This window comes from Shewanella sp. (assembly GCF_047975355.1).
In the GTDB taxonomy this organism is placed as follows: domain Bacteria; phylum Pseudomonadota; class Gammaproteobacteria; order Enterobacterales; family Shewanellaceae; genus Shewanella.
The window spans coordinates 1-7,315 of the sequence record NZ_JBKEDJ010000050.1; the positions used below are offsets into that span (position 1 = coordinate 1).

Here is a 7,315-nt window from a genome sequence, read left to right on the forward strand (position 1 = left end):
AAAATGTGGCATCGGCACATATCAAACCAGATAAAGTCGACTAGACTGAGGCACGAGCAGGAAATGGTTTCCTTGCTTGCGCTATGCAATGCCTTAAAGAAGAAGGAGCAACCTCATGTCAGGATGGTATGAATTAAGCAAAAGCAGTAACGATCAATTTAAGTTTGTGCTTAAGGCTGGTAACGGAGAAGTCATCCTCACCAGCGAACTCTACACGGGTAAGAGTGGTGCCATGAATGGTATCGAATCCGTTCAAACCAACTCCCCTATCGAAGCCCGATATGCCAAAGAAGTGGCGAAAAACGATAAGCCGTACTTCAACCTAAAAGCCGCGAACCATCAGATCATTGGCACCAGCCAAATGTATTCGAGTACCGCAGCGAGAGATAATGGGATCAAGTCGGTGATGGAGAATGGGAAAACCACGACGATTAAAGATCTAACCTAGTTCGGTATGTGCGGAGTGGTGGATCTTGAAGGGCATGTGTGTACCAACAAAAAGCTGGACATAAAGCGGTAAGTATCTAACAATGCTGAATTTTAGATACAAAAAAACCGACTTAATGTCGGCTTTAAGTCCCCCAAGGGGATGGTACCAGAGGACGGACTCGAACCGTCACGCTTTTAAGGGCGGTGGATTTTGAAAAGATAGTGCTTAAAACCACTTCTATTTTTCAGTAAGTTACGACATCATTATCGCACTTTGCAAATTCTTTGCAAAACCCACATCAGACTCTGACCATGAGCAAACAACTCGAACGACACGATATCTCAGACGAATTATACGTCTATAAGCAGGACAATAGCGAGCGTTGGTACGCGCGGATTAAAATTGCTGGCAAGTGGATTGCCAAAGCGACTAAACAGAAGGAAAAAGAGAAAGCCATAGCCATGGCTCACCGCCTACAAATGGAACTAGGGATATTGCAGGAGCGTGGCCTTTTTGTTAGCTCCAAACGTTTTCGCGATGTAGCAGAAAAAGCCATTAAGGCTATGCAATCAGCCCTTGATAAAGGTACGGGAGCCGTTAGTTATAGAATTTATATTCAGTTGCTTCACAAATACCATATCCCGTTCTTTGACCGCACTTACATCACCTCTATCGACAGTGAAAAATTGCGAGCATTTGACTTATGGCGTGCTGAACAATTTGGTCGTGAACCAACAAAATCCATGCTTCAGAACCATAACGCGGCTATGCAGATGGTATTTAAGGAAGCTGTAGACCAGAAGTGGATGCTAGCCGCTCAAGTGCCATCCCTATCAACCAAAGGGGCAGAGTCACAACGCCGTGCTCACTTCACACCTGAAGAATATGAAAAAGCCTTTGATGCTGTGGTTTCTTTGGAGGAAAACAGCCGTAAAGAAAAGACCAGACAAATCCGTGAATTGCTCATCGATTATATGGAGTTTGCGGTCTACACCGGCATCAGAGTTGGTACTGAGATGGATAACCTAACGTGGGGTGATATTCGCTTCCAGACCAACGGCAGTGCCGTTCAGTTCTTTATTACCGTCACCAAAGGGAAAACCATTAAGCACACTGGCACTCGTGAGATTGTGTGTCGCGAAGAGATCCTGTCGAGCTTACAATCATTACGCGAACGATTCCCAAACCGGAAACCCACAGACAAACTCTTCCGATTAGCCGATGGTAGTACTACCAATGAGTTATCTAAAGCCTTCAAAAAAGCGCTGACTAACGCGGGCTTGGAGAACTCACCGCATGGTGATAGGTCACTTTACTCTTTACGCCACAGCTATATCACTTGGCAACTCTTAGCGGGGGTGAATATGGAAGTCTTGGCGAAACAATGTGGTACCAGTGTTGCGATGATTGAAAAACACTACAGCCATGTAATCCCTAAGATGTTCAGTAAGGAGTTGTCTGGTGTTGACCTCGGTGATGCAACAGTCAAGAAATCGATTAGAAAGCGCAGTGAGAAGCACCTTAATATATTGAAAGAAAAGTATAAAGAGTGGGAAGCACACTATAAAAAAGTGGGTTGTATTTAAATATAAAACAACGCTTAAACTCTAAGAGATGCACGAGTTGGTAACAACTCGTGTGGCTCACAATCAAGCACTTCTGCAATCTTATACAACATATCAAGCGTTAAGTTTACCTCAGCTCTTTCTATACGGCCGATGTAACTACGGTCAATTTCTGCCCTTAACGCTAACTCATCCTGAGATAAGCCCCTGAGCTTTCTCATTTTACGCATCGCATGACCTAATTCAGTCGCTAAAGTTTTCATAGTGTCTCCTTGATCACAAGGCAACCACTATGTGAATTTGCTTACCAACTAACCACGGATTATAATCCGCATTTGATGCTTATAGTCCTCTTTTAAGCCATTGAGCACACTTGAGTTCTGCATATACAGCAACCAATAGCTCTATTCACATCACAAGGAAAAGTAATGAACTCCTATAACGTCATTTTTAAAGGTGAGATCGCAGAAGGAAAAGACCGTCACAAACTGAGTGTGGTCTTAGCAAAGTTTCTTAAAATTCCAGAAGAAAAAGCACACCTACTGTTTTCTGGTAACCCTATATGCATTAAGAAAGCCTTAAGTGAAAGTGAAGCTAATGCACTAAAAGCAAAGCTGAACACTGTGGGTATTATTACTTACGTTAAAGCCTCCCCACCCCAGGCGTCAGCAACAACTCCTGTAGCCTCAAAGCCTGTAACACCACAAAAAGTAGCGACACCAATAACAACTCCACCTGTTACGCCAACTAAGACAAAGCCTGTTATAGCCGTAAAGCCAGCAGTGACATCCTATGATGAGTTAAGTAAAGGTTGGCAAAAGGTGTTTGCTGAGTTTGACCTTAGAGAAGCGGATAAATTAGGGCTACTGGCTTGCGCTAAACATCCAGCGCATAGATCGAGACTTAAAAGTCAGCAGCTAAAGGCAAATTTTGTTGTTAACTTCAACATACTTGCGTTTCTTTTTGGTCCTTTTTATTACTTTGCCAAAGGCATGTGGAAGAAAGGACTTTACCTCACCTTAATGCTAGTCATGGCAAATATCGGTATCTATATGATTTGGGAGCTGTTTTCCGGCTCAAGGTTACTCGATAGATTATTACCCTCGCTTAACTGTGCCATTTTTGCGGTGCTGGCTAATTATGACTATTACCGCTATTACAAGCTCGGCGAAACGACATGGCCTTGGATGCCAAAATGGATGAGTAGTCCAATAACTATAATAACCACCGTAACCATAGTTACTGCTGGACTAGTCTTATTATATTTGTTCGAAATGGGCTCAAATATTCATCGAATAAAAAGCACTGCACTTCCTTACTATAACGAATACAACACAGGAGATGCATTAGACACATACGATGGTTGCGATAAGATTCTGTGGGAAGAGTTTGAAAATGATAGAGGTCTAAAGTTTGTACAATACACATGCATGGTTGATAGGCCAACAGCCGTAAGCAACTACAATGCTGAAATCAAGATGCTAAATGACTTTTATGATAACGAACTATTACAACCGAATGCGATCCCCTCTTACATTGAAAACCAGCGAAAGCAGGAGCTAAGTCTTTGGGCTAATCATGTAATGAAGCCTAAGCGCTATAATATCATAGCTCAATTTTCAATCATTGATAGTAAGGTGAAAGTCATATTTACAGGAGTTGAGATCATATATCCAGATGAAAAAAGAAACATAACTAAATCGTATAATGAAAAAGAATTTTTCCTCAACATCAGAAATAACACCTTAATGGCGGGGCCAGTCTATGATATTAAAATACCTGAATTAAATGTTGATCGTTTTAGAAAAACAATTGAGGACATACATCGTAATAGAGCAGAAATGCGAGAGGACTTTAGTGATTGATAATAATTGCAATGCTTTTATTAGGTAGTTCATTGGTGAATTTATTCTTTACCACGCCACAAGACCAAGTCAATTAAAAAATTGCAAAACACACACAAAACCATTGCAAAACTAACAATTCGCAAAACAAATAACCACACTAAAAGCATGGACTTTAATACTAAAGTACTATTCAAAAGCGCAACACATGCACTTAACCTACAAATAAGTCACACCTCAAACAAATATGATACAAGCCCAAGCTTCGCATAACTTATGTAGCAGTATTTATAGGTTTAAGAATGTCTAATTTATTTCGCCAGCAAGCTGTCGACGAACAAAAGCAAAGACTATATGGGGAAATATCCTTAGCACAACCGCTATCGATTTATACGGTATCATTGTCGATTATCGTTACTGTTTTTGTTGTGGCTATGTTTTTATACTTCTCCCATTACGCCCGAAAAGAAACGGTTCGCGGATATCTAGTACCTGACAAGGGCGTAATTAAAACCTATGCCAACCGCAGTGGGAATGTAGAGGTATTACACGTAAAGGAAGGAGCTAACGTTAATGCGGGTGATCCATTAGTCACTGTCATCGTCAGAAGCAGCATGGCATCAGGGATTGAGCTAAGCGAAGTGCTCATTAGTGAGCTAAAACAACAGCAACTCATTTTAAATGAAGAGCTTAAAAATAATTCTGCATTGAATGCTTCTGAAACCAAGCGACTCGAAAAGCGACTCACTGATTTAATTGAATCAATGGCGGTGGTATCAAGGCAAAAGGCGCTCTTAGACGAAAAGTTAACAATACAAATTAAACAAAATAAGCAGCATGATAAACTTTATAAAGATGGATATTTATCAGAGCTTGATTATCAATTTCAACTATCAAAATTGATTGAAGTTAAGCAAGAATTGGAAAATCTCGAGTCGAATAGAGTTTCAATTAATAGTGAGTTAAATCAAACTCGCTCAGAATTGGCAAGTTTGCCATTTCAATTTAATTTAAAGCAATCTGATGTCTATAAACGTCAATCGGATATTCAAAGGCAATTAAATGAAGCGGAGAACAGTTATCGATTTGTTGTTAGAGCGCAAGAGTCTGGCACGGTTGCATCTGTAAGCGTAGTTGAGGGAGAGTTTATTGCTAATAATCGTCCCCTAATGAGCATTATTCCAACCGGGTCATCGTTGGTTGCTGAATTATTATTGCCGACTCGTAGTGCGGGTTTTGTTAAACAAGGTGATGAAGCTCGATTGCGCTTTGATGCATTCCCCTATCAACGATTTGGTTTTTTGCATAGCGAAGTATTGCGCGTAGATAAAGCCTTATTATTGGATGGTGAGGCCGATTTACCAGTTAAGTTAACTGAGCCAGTTTATCGTATTAGAACAACTTTATCCGCGCAAGATATGCAGGCTTATGGAGAAACCTTTCCCCTTAGAAGCGGTATGTTGTTGGAGGCCGATATTGTGCTCGATAAGCGGACATTGCTCGATTGGTTACTTGACCCTATATACAGCCTACGTGGAAGGGTTAGCTAATGACGATTGCAACGGATAAACAAGCAGCCTTAACCATAACCGAGCGTAATAATCCCATAGATTTGCTTGAGTTCTCTGGCAAAAAGCGAGTGCCGCTGATTTTACAAGCCGAAATGGCGGAGTGCGGTTTGGCTTGCATGGCGATGATAGCAACCTTTAACGGCCACAAGTTAGATATGGCGGCACTGCGTAAGCGCTTTACCGCTAATTTAAAAGGGATGAATTTACAGCAGTTAATTTCATTAGGTGATTCTATTGGGCTTTCCAGTCGAGCGCTCAAGTGCCCGTTGGAGGAGGTGGGTAAGTTAGCACTGCCTTGCATACTCCACTGGGATATGAATCACTTTGTTGTACTCACTGGTGTCACGAAAAAAAGCATCAGCATAAATGACCCTGCTGCAGGTAAACGTACCTTATCGCTGCAGGAATTTGCTAGACATTTTACCGGTATTGCACTTGAGCTGACACCGACGAAGGCGTTTGTAAAACAAGATGAACGCCAGCAAATGCGCTTAAGCCAACTGTGGACCAAAATCAGTGGCGTTAATGCAGCATTGATAACACTGCTGCTCTTATCCGTATTATTACAGGTATTTGCGTTAGTCACGCCTTATTACATGCAATGGGTGGTTGATGAGGTATTGGTGAGTCAGGACCAGCCTTTGCTGATTGTGCTGGCCATTGGCTTCGGGCTGTTAGTAGTGATAAACGTGTTTACCACCAGTGTTCGCAGTTGGCTAGTGTTAAGGGTTTCTAGCCTATTGAATATGCAAATGGGGGTTAACTTACTACGTCATCTGTTGCGCTTACCCATGAGCTATTTTGAAAAGCGGCATATTGGTGATTTAGTGTCGCGTTTTGGCTCTTTGGCACAAGTACGCGAGCGGCTAACAACAGGCTTAGTTGAAACGGTAGTTGATGGAGTTATGTCCATAGCTGTTTTAGTGATGATGCTGATTTACAGTGTAAAACTCACACTTGTCGTCATGGCTGCTGTGGCATTGTATACCTTGATGCGTTTTGCATTATACCGACCACTTCATCGAGCCACCGAAGAGTCGATTCAAGCGCAGGCTAAAGAGCAAAGTAACTTTTTGGAAAATATCCGAGGTATTCAAACCATCAAGTTATTTACCTGTGAAAGCGCTAGGCAAGGTATTTGGCAAAATCGCTACAGTGAAGTCATCAATGCTGACATTCGTTTAGGTAGGCTAAAAATCAGCTTCGATGCAATGAACAAACTGTTGTTCGGTATCGAAAATATCGTGGTGATTTATTTAGCCGCCACGATTGTGATGAGCGGTGGCCTTACCATCGGTATGGTATTAGCGTTTATTGCCTATAAAAATCAAATGACTGAACGAGTGGCAAGTTTAATTGAACAATTAATCATGTTTCGTATGTTGCGACTACACCTTGACCGTATCTCAGACATTGCTCTCCACGAGCAAGAGGCTCATCAAGAAGGCTTTACACCGCTCAATGTTGTCAAAGGGCGCTTAAGTTTAGAGAACGTAAGCTTTCGTTATGGTGAAAATGAGCCCGAGGTAGTTAGCAACCTGAGTCTCGATATTCAGGCGGGTGAATCTGTCGCTATAGTGGGGGCTTCTGGTTGTGGCAAGACCACCTTAGTGAAACTGATGCTAGGGCTGTTAGCCCCCACGAGTGGACGTATTTTGCTCGATGGCCAAGCGATACAGCAGATTGGCTTAACCCAGTAGCGGCAGCAAATCGCAGCCGTTATGCAGGACGATACTCTGCTTTCAGGCTCGATTGCTGACAATATTACCTTTTTCGACCCTGAGGCACATTACGTAAAAATGCAGCAATGTGCACAACTGGCGGCGATTGATATGGATATCGCACATATGCCCATGGGGTATAACAGTTTAGTGGGCGATATGGGGAATCAGTTTTCAGGAGGGC

The 7,315-nt window shown here is 42.1% G+C and carries 6 protein-coding genes and 1 pseudogene; 6 read left to right on the plus strand and 1 reads right to left on the minus strand.

Annotated elements, in window-relative coordinates; translation table 11 throughout:
• Nucleotides 1–115 precede the first annotated feature (115 nt).
• Both ACK5NH_RS14075 and ACK5NH_RS14080 read left to right on the plus strand, forming a co-directional pair.
• Nucleotides 116–448 carry a YegP family protein gene (locus ACK5NH_RS14075; RefSeq protein WP_011073636.1) on the plus strand — a complete coding sequence of 111 codons (333 nt, stop codon included), beginning with the start codon at nucleotides 116–118 and terminating at the stop codon, nucleotides 446–448.
• Between the two features lie 293 nt (nucleotides 449–741).
• Nucleotides 742–2,016 (plus strand): tyrosine-type recombinase/integrase, encoded by a 1,275-nt coding sequence (locus tag ACK5NH_RS14080; RefSeq protein ID WP_416921042.1) that lies wholly within the window; start codon nucleotides 742–744, stop codon nucleotides 2,014–2,016.
• A gap of 14 nt (nucleotides 2,017–2,030) precedes the next feature.
• On the opposite strand, the gene ACK5NH_RS14085 is transcribed toward ACK5NH_RS14080, so the two are convergent.
• Nucleotides 2,031–2,258, minus strand: coding sequence for a helix-turn-helix domain-containing protein (locus ACK5NH_RS14085; protein ID WP_416921044.1), 228 nt, complete (start codon nucleotides 2,256–2,258; stop codon nucleotides 2,031–2,033).
• 165 nt (nucleotides 2,259–2,423) lie between these two features.
• Between ACK5NH_RS14085 and ACK5NH_RS14090 the strand changes: the two genes are divergently transcribed.
• The 4 genes and pseudogenes from ACK5NH_RS14090 to ACK5NH_RS14105 all read left to right on the plus strand — a co-directional run.
• Entirely contained in the window at nucleotides 2,424–3,860 is a 1,437-nt protein-coding gene (locus ACK5NH_RS14090) for a DUF2628 domain-containing protein (protein WP_416921046.1), read from the plus strand.
• 281 nt (nucleotides 3,861–4,141) lie between these two features.
• Nucleotides 4,142–5,389: an HlyD family efflux transporter periplasmic adaptor subunit gene (locus ACK5NH_RS14095; protein WP_416921048.1), complete on the plus strand. Its 1,248-nt coding sequence runs from the start codon at nucleotides 4,142–4,144 to the stop codon at nucleotides 5,387–5,389.
• Nucleotides 5,389–7,110: a peptidase domain-containing ABC transporter gene (locus ACK5NH_RS14100; RefSeq protein ID WP_416921050.1), complete on the plus strand. Its 1,722-nt coding sequence runs from the start codon at nucleotides 5,389–5,391 to the stop codon at nucleotides 7,108–7,110. Before ACK5NH_RS14095 ends, ACK5NH_RS14100 begins: the two co-directional genes overlap by 1 nt.
• A 21-nt stretch (nucleotides 7,111–7,131) precedes the next feature.
• Nucleotides 7,132–7,315, plus strand: a pseudogene (locus tag ACK5NH_RS14105) (colicin V production protein); the annotation flags it as partial.